Raw genomic sequence first — 14,774 nt, 5'->3', positions numbered from 1 at the left:
GAATATGTTCAGGGCTTGAAAGGGGATACGGGAGCGGACGGTAAGTCGGCATTCGAGATCTGGAAAGAGCTTCCTGGAAACGACGGAAAGGACATGAACGAATATGTTCAGGGCTTGAAAGGGGATACGGGAGCGGACGGTAAGTCGGCATTCGAGATCTGGAAAGAGCTTCCTGGAAACGACGGAAAAGACATGAACGAGTATGTTGCAGGCCTTAAAGGAGACACGGGAGCGGACGGTAAGTCGGCGTTCGAGATCTGGAAAGAGCTTCCTGGAAACGACGGAAAAGATATGAACGAGTATGTTGCAGGCCTTAAAGGGGACACGGGAGCGGACGGTAAGTCGGCGTTCGAGATCTGGAAAGAGCTTCCTGGAAACGACGGAAAAGACATGAACGAGTATGTTGCAGGCCTTAAAGGAGACACGGGAGCGGACGGTAAGTCGGCATTCGAGATCTGGAAAGAGCTTCCTGGAAACGACGGAAAGGACATGAACGAATATGTTCAGGGCTTGAAAGGGGATACGGGAGCGGACGGTAAGTCGGCGTTCGAGATCTGGAAAGAGCTTCCTGGAAACGACGGAAAAGACATGAACGAATATGTTCAGGGCTTGAAAGGGGATACGGGAGCGGACGGTAAGTCGGCATTCGAGATCTGGAAAGAGCTTCCTGGAAACGACGGAAAAGACATGAACGAGTATGTTGCAGGCCTTAAAGGGGACACGGGAGCGGACGGTAAGTCGGCGTTCGAGATCTGGAAAGAGCTTCCTGGAAACGACGGAAAAGACATGAACGAGTATGTTGCAGGCCTTAAAGGAGACACGGGAGCGGACGGTAAGTCGGCATTCGAGATCTGGAAAGAGCTTCCTGGCAATGACGGAAAAGACATGAACGAGTATGTTGCAGGCCTTAAAGGGGACACGGGAGCAGACGGTAAGTCGGCATTCGAGATCTGGAAAGAGCTTCCTGGAAACGACGGAAAAGACATGAACGAGTATGTTGCAGGCCTTAAAGGAGATACAGGAACAGATGGCGTAATTTCATTTGTACCAGTGGTAACTACAGGACATGACATTGCTACTTATACAGATGTATCAGGAAATCCAGCTTCACTTAAAGAAACAGTAACGTCATTAAGCTATGTTGAAGCATCAAAATCTTTAATTTATAAGAATGAAAATGGTGTTGAAAATAGCCTTACTATGACTGATTTAGTGGGTGATGCAGAAACGCTAACAACATTAGCGCATAATCCTACTGCAAAAACACTGAATTACACTGCAGAAGATAAAGTTGTATCTACGATAAACCTTAAAGATATTACTACTACAACTTCAGATAAAGTTTTAGCAGTAACAGGTTTAGGAGCAACATTTACTGATGCTACTGTAAATATAGTGCCATCAGAAGTTGAAGGTGACGTATTAACGACAATTAAAGATGAACAAGGTGCAATAAATGTAGAATGGAAAGCACCAGCTAAAAACAATGTTATGGGAATTCATGTGACAAGTGACGATTATACGTTAACGCCAGATGATTACACTATTATTGCCAGAAAACTGACGAAAGATATTACAATTACTCTTCCAGTAGCATCAGAAAATAAAGGAAGAATATTGGTGATGAGTCAGTTAACAACTTCTTACACAGTTAAATTCAATACAAGTGTAATATACTCTGACGATTCAAGTTTATCTTACATAGCAGCTAGTGCATTTGGAGGTGAGACTAATGGTAGTTTGAAAATTACCTTGCAATCAGATGGTACTGATTGGTACGTAATAACATCTACATTATAATATTTAATAGTATAAAAACCGGTCATGCAAATGACCGGTATTTAATACTTCTTAATTAGAAATTTTAATAAAAATTACAACAATGAAAAGAATATAATTTACATTGCTAATGGCCTTTGCTTTAATGCAGTCTTTTGCGCAGGTAAATGAGTCAGTAGTTATTGGAGGCTCGCAAAAAGGAGACCCCAATGCAACCTTAGAAGTTCTGTCTAAAAACGGTACGAAAGGTTTTATGCCACCTAAATTCACATCGGCCCAAATGACAACATTACACAAATTTAGTTGTAAGTCCTGCTAATAGAGTAATACAGGTATTTATTTTCTAATTTTAAAGAAAATACATCACAATTGAAAATATAATTAATAAATTTACTGTCCTTGAGTTCACTCAAGGACAGTTTTTTTTAAAACACTCTGTATAATGAGAAAATCTCACTTAAATATTATACTCTTAGTATTTTTTTTACTAGTGCAAAAAATAACAGCACAACATACACTCATTTTGAAAAATGAAGAGGTGCAAAAAGGAGATACTTGTACATTGTATGGCTATAAAAATGCAATGCCATTATTATTGAAAACTGCAATTGCGGAAGAATCTGGAAAAATAGTAGTAAAAGACACAAGCAATACAGCAAAAGAAGGAGTTTATGTATTCAGGATGCCAAAAGCATTAAATAATAATCCTGTAACTATTTTATATTCAGAAGAAGAAAAAAGAGATATTGAGTTGCATTATTACGGTCATAATCAGAACATTGTTTTTAAAGATAGCGAACAAAACAATGCCTATGTTTCTTTTATGCAATCAGCAAAGCAGTTCTATGGCAGACAACATTTTCTAGAAGAAGAATTTCTTAACACATTTGATAGTATTGAGCGAAAAAAAATAAGAAATAAAGTAATTGCTGAACAACAAATATTATATGACTATGGTATGCGTATAGCAAATGCATACAAAGGATCTGTACTTGCAAGATTGGTTGCTTGTAACAATACTTTGCCAATTCCTGATATGGCTTGGAGCGCAGAACATTTAATATATAAAATAGAGGAAAAAGAATATCAAAATGCTATAAAATTTATTCGTCAGCATTATTGGGAAGGAGTAGATTTTAATGATAATATGCTGCTTAACACGCCTTATTTGTATGGTAAAACAGGTCAGTACATGAGTTTGTTTCATATAAAAGATACTACAAATTCAAAAGAGGCTATAAATGATTTGCTAACCAAAGCGTCTGTAAATCCAGATGCTTATCACGTAATTCAAGAGGCTTTATTAAATATGTATTTAATAAAACAAAGTGATTTTTTTAATGAAGAAATAGGTATTTACATCCTTCAAAATGAGCGAAACCAAGCTTTTACTCCAGATTGGAGAAAAGATATAATTAATTCAAGGATTTCATATATAAAAAAAAACAGCATAGGCAGTCTGGCAGCTGATCTTCCTTTAAAAGATCAAAAAGGGATAAAACAATCTTTGAGAAATATAAAATCAAAATATACAGTACTTTATTTTTTTGATCCCGATTGTTCAAGATGTATGCAAGTAACTCCTGTTGTGAAAGAGTGGTTGAGTAACACCGCACCCAAAGATATTACTATTTTAGGCATATATGTTAATAATGATAAAGCAGAATGGAATAAGTATATTAATGAAAATAGCTTTCCAAAAAATTGGATTAATGTCTGGGGAGATTCCGATTTTGTTAAAATTAGAACTGATTATTGGCTCGATAATATTCCTTCAATCTATCTGTTGGATGAAAATAAAAAAGTTCTTTTAAAGGATGTCAACTACAAGCAATTGATCAATCACTTCAATGAACAGTAACAAAGTTTAAAGTTTAATCTTTACAATCTAGATTATATAGAAAACAGATTTGTTTTGAATTTCTAAAAAACGAGGAAGCGTATGCTTCCTCGTTTTTTATTTTTTGACTGGTAAAATTTAAGATATTGATTTGCCACAAAAACAAAAATCTATTTGAACAATATAAAACACATCGTAATACAATTTGTTGTGTTTTACGAGGTTAAATTCTTCACTTATAAAATGACCTTATTTTAATACAACAAAGACTTTTACGGGATAAGTGAGTTTTGGTATTGATCTAATTTTGTTGTGTTATTTAATATAATCTGTAAAGTAAATAAAATGATGAAAAAAAATACTAATTTATATAGAATACCAGAAAAAAAAGAACCTGTAAAGGATCAAAAAAACAAAAATGCTTTGTTGTATTATGCTGGTTTCTTTGCCATTGTATCTTCTTCAGGATATGCACAAGTTGTTAATTCCGGCGATGTGAAAATTGCTCCTAGTACTATCATGGCTGTTTATATGGATTATGAAAATGCGCCAACGGGAGATTTTGTAAATGATGGAAACCTATATATTTTTCAAAACTGGAAGAATGACGGTTTAGTTACTTATACAGACAGCCAAAACGGTTCTACATTTTTTAATGGTTCAGACGATCAGTTTATAGAAGGAACTCAGGTTTCTAATTTTAAAAATACTTTTTTTGAAAATGTATCTTCTCTAGTGCCTTTTCATTTATCTGGTAAGATAGCCGTAGGAGGTAATTCAGAATTTAAAAAAGGCGTTGTACTTGCTGGTGATTATGGCGGTAAAGTAATTTTTAGAGAAAAAGCAACTCATACACTCACGAGCGATCTAAGTTTTGTAGACGGCCAGGTAGAAAAAGATGGTCTTGCTGCATTTGAATTCCCAGTTGGAGCAGGAAATTATTTTAGACCTTCTTATCATGCTGCAGGCACTAATGAAGGGGATATTTACACAACACAATACTTTAATAAGAATTCCAACCTTATCCATTCTCACGATCAGAGAGATGAAAAAATCCTAGAGATAAATAAGAATGAATATTGGGAAATAACTAAAGATCAGGGCGCAAACAAAATTATCTTGAGTTTAACAATGGATAATCGCACAACACCTGCAGAATACTTTAATGAAAGCGATACGTATCAGGTGGTAATAACACGCTGGGACAGCGCATCTGGTAAATGGATAAACGAAGGAGGAGATATTAGTGCTCCTCTAGCAGGAAAGCCTTATGAGAAATTATTAACAGCACAGGTAAGCGGCTACGGGCTTTTTACTATGGCTTTGGTAAAGAAACCAACACCAGAACCAGAAGATGTTGTTATATATAATGCAATTTCACCAAATGATGATGGTTTAAATGACAGCTTTGTGATCAAAGGAATTGATAGATTCCCTGATAACCAAGTGGAGATTTACAACAGATGGGGAGTTAAAGTTTATGATGCTAAGTCTTACAATGAAACCGATAACATGTTTAGAGGATATTCTGACGGACGTGCAACGATAAAGAGGGGCGATAAACTTCCAACAGGAACATATTTCTACATACTGAAATATAATACTGGTAACAAAGTAAAAGAGAGAACAGGTTATTTATATATCAATAACCAATAATTAAAAGAAGTAAGAACTAATGAAAAAGATTTCATATCTATTAATCTTGTTGTTTGTAGGGATTTTAGAAGTTTCTGCGCAACAGCAGTCGCAGTATACACAATACATGTATAATACGATGACAATAAATCCAGGTTATACGGGAACCCGCGGTATACCAAGCATATTTGGGTTGTATAGAACACAGTGGGTAGGACTGGACGGAGCTCCAAAAACAGCCAATTTTTCTATTGAATCTCCTATAACAGAAAACGGACAAGGTTTAGGGTTGTCTGTAATCAGTGATAAAATTGGACCATCACAAGAAACAACCGTAACGGCAAGTTATTCTTATCCAATACAACTTTCAGGAGATACGTTTTTGTCTTTGGGTATTAGCGCATCAGGCAATTTTATGCAGGTTGACTATAATAAGCTAAATGTATTGAATCCGGAAGATCCATATTTGTCAGGAAACTTAACTAAAAATTCTCCAAATTTTGGAGCAGGGGCTTACTTCCATTCAGAAAAATGGTATGCAGGTTTATCAGTGCCAATGATTTTGGAAACCAAATTCTATGATGACGTAAAAGTATCTGTGGCTTCTCAAAAAATGCACTTTTATGCAATGGGAGGTTATGTATTTGATTTAAATGATAATCTAAAATTCAAGCCGGCTGCAATGGTAAAGATGGTTAGCGGTGCGCCATTGGCAGTTGATTTGTCTGCAAACTTTTTATTCAATGAAAAATTAACTTTAGGAGCAGCCTACAGATGGGATGCAGCCGTAAGTGCTATGGCAGGATTTCAGGTAACATCAGGTTTGAATATTGGATACGCTTACGATTACGATACGCAGAAAATAGGAAACTACAATTCAGGGTCTCACGAAATTTTCCTTCGTTTCGACTTATTTTCTGGAACCAAATACAGATTGGTTACACCAAGATTCTTTTAATAACCAAAAACTAGGATAAAAAATGATATCTAATAAGATGAGAACTGTACTAACCGCAATTTGTATTTGCTTAATTCAAATAGGAGTGGTAAAGGCACAGGATAAAAAAATTGAAAAAGCAAATGAAACTTATAATAAGTTTGCTTTTATTGAGGCGGCCAAGCTGTATAAAAATCTGGTTGATAAAGGAAATTCTTCTTTAGAAGTTTATACAAAATTAGGTAACAGCTATTATTTTAACGGACAATATCCCGAAGCGGCAGAAGCTTATTCAAAAGTTTTTAATTCTGGACAATCTGTAGATCCAGAGTTTTATTTTAGATATGCTCAGGCTCTTAACAATACAAAAAAATACAATGAAGCGAGTGCTGTTGTAAAAAAATATTATGCTGTAACGGGTAAAAAGGACGGTAGTGAAAATTGGAAAGAGCAAAAATTAATGGCTGATATTCAAAAAGAGTCAGGACGTTATAGCTTTAAGCCTGTTACTATCAATACACCAGTTTCTGAGTTTGGAACTGCTTTTGATGGGAAAGATAAAGTAATATTTGCATCAGCAAAAGATACTGGAGTAGTAATCAAAAGAAAGCACAGCTGGAATGAAAAGTCATTTATGAAATTGTACTCGGCTAATATTACTGCAGATGGAGGATTAGAAGATGCGGCATTAATTAAAGGAGATGTAAATACCAAATACCATCAGAGTAGTGCAGCAGTAACAAAAGATGGTAAATACATGTATTTTACAAGAAACAATTTTATTGATGGAAAATTAGGAGCAGATAAAAATGGGGCTAATTTTCTAAAAATATATGTTGCAGAAAATGTAAAGGGAGAGTGGAAAAATGTAAAAGAATTGCCTTATCCAATAAATAGTGACGGTTTTTCTTCAGCGCATCCAGCACTTAGCCCAGATGAATCGCAGCTGTATTTTGTATCTGATCGCAACAATAGTTTTGGCAACTCAGATTTGTATGTGGTAAGTTTAAAAAAAGGGAGCCTAGTAAGCAATGACGTTACTAGACTAAGTGATGAAATTAACACACCAGGACGCGAAACTTATCCTTATATGGATGGAAAAGGTGTTTTATATTTTGCTTCAGACGGTCATCCTGGATTAGGTGGACTTGATGTATTTGCTGCAATGAAAGACAGTGAAGGAAAATACCATGTCGTAAATCTGGGAGATGGAGTAAATACAAGTTCGGATGATTTTGCTTATGCTATTAATAATGAAAATAAAAAAGGTTATTTCTCTTCAAATAGAGCAGGGAATGATGACATTTATAGTTTCACAGAAAATAAACCTGTAATTTTTGATTTTGATATTAGATCACTGATTTTTGGAACAATTACAGAAAACGGTAAACCAGTTACTGGTTTTAATGTTCAAGTGTTTAATTCAAATGATGAAAGTATTGGAACAACTACAACTGACAATGAAGGGAATTACAAAATTGCTGTAGATCCATATCAAAATTACAGAGCATTGTATACAAAAACTTCTTATGCTGATAAAACAGAAAATACAGAACAATTAAAACCTTTAGAGAAAAAAGAAATTAGTTTCGAAATCACTAAAGAAATGGAAGTTGTTGTTGATGGTGAAAAAGTAAAAATTAAAGACGGAGATGATTTAACAGATAAATTGAAATTAAATCCTATTTATTTTGACTTGAATGGTTACAACATAAGACAATCATCTAAGAAAGAATTGAATAAAGTAGTAGCTTTAATGAAAGATCGTCCAAACATATCTATTAAAGTTAATTCATATACAGATAGTAGAGGAAGAGATGAATTTAATATGAAACTATCTGAGAATAGAGCGAAAGCTACAGTTGATTATATCGTTAATTCAGGTATTGAACAAGAAAGGATAAGTGGAGAAGGATTTGGAGAAACACATTTACTAAACCATTGTTCTAATGGCGTGATTTGTTCAGAGAAAGAACATGAATTAAATAGACGTTCAGAGTTTATTATAAACTTTAAATAATTTTCTTCTTTAAAAAAAGCTGTTGGTTAATAGAAATATTACCAGCAGCTTTTTTAATACTATTTTTTTAAGATTCATTTTTTATTGGGTCTAGGTGTTTTTTTACAAAATCATCAGTGGGTTTTCTTTTGAGCTGTTCAAAATATTTAGTGCAAAAATAGCTGAGTTTGGTATAATTAAGTTCATGCATAACTGCAGTTAGAGTAGTATATTCTCCACTTCTAAGGAGCTTTTGGGCAAGATTTATTTTTTCTTCTATAAATAAATTTTTTGGCGTATTGTTGTAACGCGTTTTAAAAAGACTTTTGTATTTAGAAGCCGACATTCCTGCCATACTTGCTAAGAAAGTTAAGGAAGGAAATGGTCCGTATAAATTATTTAATAAATAGTTCTTCGTCTTCTCAATTGCCTCGTTTTCAATTTCGGTAAGAGGCACGCTTTTATTTTTTGTTTCGTAAAATTTATTAAAAAAATTGCCTAATATTTTTAAGGAAATACCTTTTATAAAAGAATCAAAAGCTAAGTCACGAACTGATTTCTGTTTTATAGATTGAATTAACAATATACTATTGCTGTCAATATTGCCATAGTGGTAGAATGTTTTTTTGTTTGTTTTGCTTTTTACAAAATAATTTTCTTTTTTTTCAAACTCCTGAATAAAATCATGCAAGAGTTTTTTGTCAATTAACAATCTTAAAGCAATTGTTCGTTCATTCACAGAAGGCTTGAAAGAACTTTCGATTTCATTGTCAAGTATCGCAAGATCCAATTGATTAAAAGAGCCTATTTCATAATCAATATTATTAATCTTAATAAGATTGATGTGCTCGCTTAAATCAAAATGAAAAATGAAAATTTCATTGTTAGATTTTTGCCGTGTTAGTTTGATAGGCACTTTTGCTGTTAAATCGGCATACACGACTGAAATACCCTCCATTACTTGAGAAAAATAAAAAAAGCCTTTGCCTATATCTTTGGGTACAATGATCAGTTTATCATCTAATAGCTCTATACCCAATTGTTTCACTAAATCATATTGCCATTCTGGAGTTAAAGTGTAGGAATGCGTAAATTTTCTCATAGACTATTTATTACGATTAATTATTGGCACTCCTTTACAATTGTTTGTAAAATGCTTTAGGAGACAACCCAAAATGTTCTTTAAATTTTGATGCGAAATAAGAGTTATTAGTAAAATTTAGTTCATCTGAAATCTGAGAAATCGTCAGCTGTTTGTTTTCAAGAAGTTCTTTACCAAGTAATAATTTGTTTTCCATGAAAAAAACATTGGCCGTATTTCCTGTTATTTTCTTAAATAAGGTTTTAAATTTTGATTCAGACATATTAGCCATCTTGGCCATCTGTGTTATACTTGGAAAATGATCTCTAATATGCTCAATTAAGTACATTTGTATCGCAATAATATGTTCTAAGTCTTCTTTGTTAACGGTTTGTGCGATGATTTTTTTTGTAGCTAATTTTTTTAGGTAATTTGAAATTAATAAATGGACAGTGCCTTTTAAATGCAGATCGAAAATAGATCCCCCAACTGGCAGCTTTCTCAAATCATTTAAAATATGATAGCTTTCGCTGGTCATTCTGTCAAACCGAATTATCGTATTTTCTTTTGGATCAAGTAAAGAGTCAATATTCTGAATTACAATACCATTCTTTTGAGTAAAAGCCTTTAACATGCTTTTTTTGATAAAAAAACATAAGGCAAAAGTTTTACTCCCTTTCTTGACATTATATTCTGAGTCCAACGATCCATCAATAACCGCTAGATTGTAATTCCATCTGCCGACATTGTACATAAAGTGGTCTGTGTTTACGGTAGCTTCCCCTTCTGTTAAGTTGTAATAAAATCCAACAAAATCTTGATTCAAATTTTGTTGTATTAACTGGTAGTTTCTTTTATATTCTACATTGATGTAATAGGCTAGAATACCATCGCCACAGTCTAAAAAATATCGTGTTCCCGTTTGGGAATCCTCAGGGAGTCTGATAAAGTTACCTTCAATTTTTCCTCCAATTTGTGCAGTATAATGCTCTACCCAAGAAAGATCTGCATCGTAATAATGTTTAATTATTTTCATGGAAATGTGGATTTGTGTTATAAAGTTAAGATTTTTTAAGAAATTAAATGTCTTTTTTGTTTTATAAGTTATTGATAATTAGTGATGTTGTAATTGTTAATAACTTGTAAAACACCAAGCAGTATGCGGTAAAATTTGCAATTAGCCAATCTGTATTACAACGCTGTTTGGTTCTTTATTTCTAATAAAAACACTGCACTTATAATTTTTGGAAGTACTAAAGATATAAACTTGAATTTACTGGAGAATCTATTCTCAATTTCTTTAACATGCTGGCAATATGTAATCGAAATGAAGTTTAATATTGGTTTCACCTTAGACTGTTTTTTAATTAATTTGATTTATTTTAATACATTTTAGGCTTTTTGGGGCAAACAGTATGCCTCTTTTTATATTAATTTGTAAATCAGTAAATTGTATTATCGTTAGTTTTAAAACGTTTAAATTGCCTAGGGTAGATTATGAACGGGTGAGGAGTATGTACCCGTTTTTAAAGAACTTTTTGGGTTAAAGTCTTTCTGTCAATTTGCAGGATTTGTGCTGCTTTTGTTTTGTTATTATTTACGGCGGCTAAGACTTTTAATATTTGCTCTTTTTCATATTCTTTTAAAGACTTAAAAACTGTATCTGAAGAATGGATATGATATTTTAAATTTTCTGGAATATGATCCAAAGTGATCGTATCATCGCTCATAATAACCAATCTATGAATCACATTTTCAAGTTCTCTTATATTTCCTGGCCAATTGTATCTCATTAGAATTTCAATTGCTTTTTCATTTATTTGAACGTTTAATTTATTATATTCATGAGAGTACTTTTCTATAAAAAGATGAATTAATGTCAATAAATCTTCTTTTCGATCTCGTAAAGGAACAGTTCTAATAGAAATAACATTTATTCTATAATATAAATCTTCTCTGAAAGTACCTTTTACAACCATATCTTCCAGATTGCTGTTTGTGGCACATAAAATCCTTACGTCTATTTTTTCTGGTTTTGTTGCGCCAACTCGTAGAATTTCTTTTTCCTGAATAACGCGCAATAGTTTAATCTGTACAGACAAAGGAGCGTCTCCAATTTCATCTAAAAAAATAGTGCCTCCGGAGGCAGATTGAAATAAGCCTACTCGGTTTTCTGAAGCTCCTGTAAAAGAACCTTTTATATGTCCAAATAATTCAGATTCTATTAGGTTTTCGTGTATTCCTCCGCAGTTTACTACAATAAAGGGCTGGTCTGCAAGTTTGCTGGTAAAATGGATCGCTCTTGCAATCATTTCTTTTCCAGTACCGCTTTCTCCTTCTATAAGAACATTTGCCTTTGTATCTTTTACGCGTTTTATTATTTCAATTAAATCTCTAAAATGACTCGAATTTCCATGGAGACCTGCGTACGATTTTTCATTATTTAGGTCTGGAAAATTAGTTGAAATTTTAGAAATACTCGCCCCTTTCTTAAGTGAATCTAAAATGGTTTTATGAAGTTCTTCACTTGTAAAAGGTTTTGTTAAATAATCTAATGCGCCCGATTTCATTGCGTTTACAACATTATACACAGATGGAATTCCAGATATTACAAGCTTTGGTATTGCTGGAAAGTGCTCTTCTGCATATTTTAATAGTTCAATTCCGTTTATATTGGGCATATTGAGGTCGCTGATCAGTAAGTGTATATCTGAGCTTTTTAAGACTTCAATAGCTTCATTTACAGAAGAGGCTTTGTAAGTTCGATAATGGAAAGATTTTAATTGTCTTTGAATTAAATCCAGCATATCATTATTGTCGTCGACAACCAGTATATTCTCTTTTTTAAAAGTCATTTTGTTTTAAGATAAAGGGATGCGAATGATAAAAATCGATCCATTTGGAAAATTGTTTTGAAGAGTAATCTCTCCATTGTGATTTTTTATGATGCCATGAACGACGCTTAAACCAAGTCCGCAGCCATAATTGACAGGTTTGGTTGAAAAAAAAGGTTCAAATATTTTTTCTTTTATAGCATCTGGAATCCCTGTTCCTTGATCCTCTATTTTTAGATAAAGATTAGTTTCGTCATGATCTACTATTATCTTAATAGTGCTTTTTTCTGGCGACGCATAAATAGCATTTATAAGCAGATTAAATAATACTTGGGTAATTTGAACCGAATCGACCTTTGCTATTATAGTGTCATCCTCAAAGATCAATTCATGTTTAATTGCTTTTTTCTGAAAATTAGATTTTAGAAAAGACAAGGCAAAAACGATAATAGGCTTTAATTCTTGTAATTCTAATTTTTGAGGCATTTCGCAAGAAAAGAACATGAGTTTTTTGACAATCTCCCGAGAATAAATAACCGAATTAATAACAATATCAATATCCGCACTAATTTCTGGATCGGAATTTTGCTCTTTTATAAGTTCTGCAAAACCTAAAATATTACCTAATGGGGTATTTAGCTCATGTGCTATTCCTGCAGTCATTTCGCCAAGCAAGGAAAGACGTTCCATACGTTCTATGGTTCTTCTTAATAGTGCTTTTCTTTCCAGTGTCTGAAACTTTTCAATATAATTTCCGATTTCTATTGCAATAGTATCTAGAAGTTTCTGTTCATCTTCATTAAAATCATCCTGTGTATATTTTGCAGAGGGATAATGAACTTTAATATATCCAGGATTCATATCCTTGATTTTTAGTGCGCTACATTGAAAAATACTAGAGTTTTTTTTCTCAGATGTTGAAAGATGGTAATCTAAAATATGAATTTCTACGACGGCATCAAGATTGTAACGCCACGCCTTTTTTGTGCTAAAAATAATCTCATAGAGCGTTTGAATATGTATAGAGTTAGATTTGGAGATAATCTTAGAAATTTCATAAAGACAAGTGAGTTCTTTAATTTTTTCTTTAAGATTTTCTTCTGTAAACTGTAAATTCATTGTAAGAAATTATTTGTTTTTTATTGTAAAATGGTCCCAAAAATAAATAAATATTTTTGACTATATAATAAAAGAAAGTTAATTGTTAATTATTTGAAAATAAGGTAGATGAAGTTTTAATTATGGTCTTATAGTATTACTTTTTTAACTTTTAAGGGTATGTTTTGACCATACTTTTTTGTAAAAAAAATACAAATGTTCAAAAGGAAAAAGATTAGAATTTAAAATGCAGGAATGTATTATTTTGATAATCTAAAAAAATGAATAATACTGGTTTCAAATATTTTTGTTGTAAAGAAATAATTTGAAAACAAAATACTCGATGACTGATATTTTTTTATGATGTTATAAGATTTGAAGATTATCAACAACAGAAAAATAGAGTAGAAAAACCATAAATATATATATAGGTTTTTTTCTATTAAAAAAAAATAAAAATTTAACAGTCAGCATGTTAGTATTTTACTACCTTTATAATTCTTTTAATTAAAGAGGAATAGTTTTACACAATCATTGGTTTCTAATCAGCTCTAAAATTCCTCATTTAATTTATTTCAAGCCATTTGAATCAAATACATATCGCTAGATAGATTTGTCCATTTTACCCCATGTCTTTATTATTCTCAAATTATTTGCCTTAAATCTTTTATTTCTATTATAAATAAATTGATAACCCTAATGTTTGACTTATGAAGAATAAATTACTCTCATTAATTTTATTTTTAGGTAGTTATGCAGCTTATTCTCAGGTTGGTATTGGAACTCTAATGCCAAATACTTCTTCACAATTAGAAGTTGTGGCTGCTGATAAAGGTGTGTTAATTCCTAGAGTTAATTTAAAAAACTCTACAGACGGTACTACAATTGCTAATGGCAATGTAAATAGTTTATTAGTCTTTAATGCAGCAACAATTTCAGATATTACACCAGGATATTACTATTGGTATAATAATAAGTGGAATAGAATTGTAATATCAAGTGAAGTAGCCTCAAATCCTGGAACAGTTATTTTCAATCCTATTAATCAACAATTTACTTACATTGATTCTTCAGGAAATTCGCAAGTTATCGATATAAGTGCAATCGTAAAAGCAAATGAGACAGTAACCTCACTTGTGAATAATGGCGCTGGTTCTTATACCTATACTAACGAAGCGGGTACAGCTGTGAATATAGACATTGTTGGTGATGTTACAACTAATTTCAGCACAATTGTAAACAATCCAGCCGTAACAAATATCATTCAGGATATCGTCAACAAAACAGAAGGGAATGTTACTTTTGACTCTACCACAAACCAGTTTAGTTATGTTGATGCTTCGGGGAATACGCAAATTATCGATATAAGTGCAATCGTGAAAGCAAATGAGACGGTCACCACACTTGTTAATAATGGCGCTGGCTCTTATACCTATACCAACGAAGCGGGTACAGCTGTGAATATAGACATTGTTGGCGATGTTACAACTAATTTCAGCACAATTGTAAACAATCCAGCCGTAACAAATATCATTCAGGATATCGTCAACAAAACAGAAGGGAATGTCACT

Annotated in this window: 8 protein-coding genes and 2 pseudogenes; 6 read left to right on the top strand and 4 right to left on the bottom strand. The window is 32.7% G+C overall.

Translation table 11 applies throughout. From position 1 onward, the window contains the following. The 5 genes and pseudogenes from SOM12_RS24010 to SOM12_RS23990 form a co-directional block, all read left to right on the top strand. A pseudogene (locus tag SOM12_RS24010) lies at positions 1-1,800 on the top strand (hypothetical protein); the annotation flags it as partial. Positions 1,801-2,221: 421 nt separating this feature from the next. Beyond that, positions 2,222-3,640 (top strand): thioredoxin-like domain-containing protein, encoded by a 1,419-nt coding sequence (locus SOM12_RS24005; RefSeq protein WP_320495875.1) that lies wholly within the window; start codon positions 2,222-2,224, stop codon positions 3,638-3,640. Between the two features lie 324 nt (positions 3,641-3,964). After that, positions 3,965-5,275: a gliding motility-associated C-terminal domain-containing protein gene (locus SOM12_RS24000; protein WP_320495873.1), complete on the top strand. Its 1,311-nt coding sequence runs from the start codon at positions 3,965-3,967 to the stop codon at positions 5,273-5,275. A 19-nt stretch (positions 5,276-5,294) separates the two neighbouring features. Beyond that, positions 5,295-6,212: a type IX secretion system membrane protein PorP/SprF gene (locus SOM12_RS23995; protein WP_320495871.1), complete on the top strand. Its 918-nt coding sequence runs from the start codon at positions 5,295-5,297 to the stop codon at positions 6,210-6,212. Positions 6,213-6,249: 37 nt separating this feature from the next. Next, positions 6,250-8,211: an OmpA family protein gene (locus SOM12_RS23990; protein WP_320495870.1), complete on the top strand. Its 1,962-nt coding sequence runs from the start codon at positions 6,250-6,252 to the stop codon at positions 8,209-8,211. Positions 8,212-8,278: 67 nt separating this feature from the next. Here the strand turns inward: SOM12_RS23990 and SOM12_RS23985 are convergent, their stop codons facing one another. The 4 genes from SOM12_RS23985 to SOM12_RS23970 form a co-directional block, all read right to left on the bottom strand. Further along, the gene (locus SOM12_RS23985) at positions 8,279-9,292 is read right to left on the bottom strand and encodes an AraC family transcriptional regulator (protein WP_320495868.1); all 1,014 of its coding nucleotides are present in this window, start codon (positions 9,290-9,292) and stop codon (positions 8,279-8,281) included. Between the two features lie 34 nt (positions 9,293-9,326). Further along, positions 9,327-10,307, bottom strand: coding sequence for an AraC family transcriptional regulator (locus SOM12_RS23980; protein WP_320495866.1), 981 nt, complete (start codon positions 10,305-10,307; stop codon positions 9,327-9,329). Positions 10,308-10,797: 490 nt separating this feature from the next. Beyond that, entirely contained in the window at positions 10,798-12,126 is a 1,329-nt protein-coding gene (locus SOM12_RS23975) for a sigma-54 dependent transcriptional regulator (RefSeq protein ID WP_320495865.1), read from the bottom strand. A 6-nt stretch (positions 12,127-12,132) separates the two neighbouring features. Beyond that, complete coding sequence (locus tag SOM12_RS23970) at positions 12,133-13,224, bottom strand: HAMP domain-containing sensor histidine kinase (protein ID WP_320495864.1); 1,092 nt, start codon at positions 13,222-13,224, stop codon at positions 12,133-12,135. A 689-nt stretch (positions 13,225-13,913) separates the two neighbouring features. Here SOM12_RS23970 and SOM12_RS23965 point away from each other — a divergent pair. Then, positions 13,914-14,774, top strand: a pseudogene (locus SOM12_RS23965) (hypothetical protein); the annotation flags it as partial.

The sequence above is a fragment of the Flavobacterium sp. CFBP9031 genome (assembly GCF_034044945.1).
Taxonomy (GTDB): domain Bacteria; phylum Bacteroidota; class Bacteroidia; order Flavobacteriales; family Flavobacteriaceae; genus Flavobacterium.
Note: the sequence above shows the minus strand (reverse complement) of the source record. Positions and strands in the feature narration are given on the sequence as shown.